This window comes from Ulvibacter sp. 2210JD10-4 (assembly GCF_058148525.1).
In genome coordinates this window covers 1-263 of sequence record NZ_JBYVJZ010000045.1, presented here as the reverse complement: position 1 = coordinate 263, position 263 = coordinate 1, and the positions used below count along the sequence as shown (strand labels likewise).

General features: G+C 40.7%; 1 pseudogene. It reads left to right on the top strand.

What is annotated here, in order from left to right:
- Nucleotides 1–100 precede the first annotated feature (100 nt).
- Nucleotides 101–263 (top strand): annotated as a pseudogene (locus tag ACY2RT_RS15410) (hypothetical protein); the annotation flags it as partial.

The window sequence follows — 263 nt, the reverse complement described above, 5'->3', positions numbered from 1 at the left end:
CCATAACTGGAATCCGCCCGGAAGTCCATGCGTATTTAACAATAAGGTAACAGGAGCGTTTTACAGTACTACGCAAAATAAATAGTCTGTATTTAACGAGGATGGTACTGCAATGCAGCCTGATGTGTCTTTCAATATCTATATTGCTCAGGGAAAAGAGGTTATGACACACATATCTAATGTCGGCAATCAAGGTTCCTCGCCAGCATATACAATTTTAAATGACTCTCTACTTACTGGCAATCCTAACGCCTCTGCTGTTT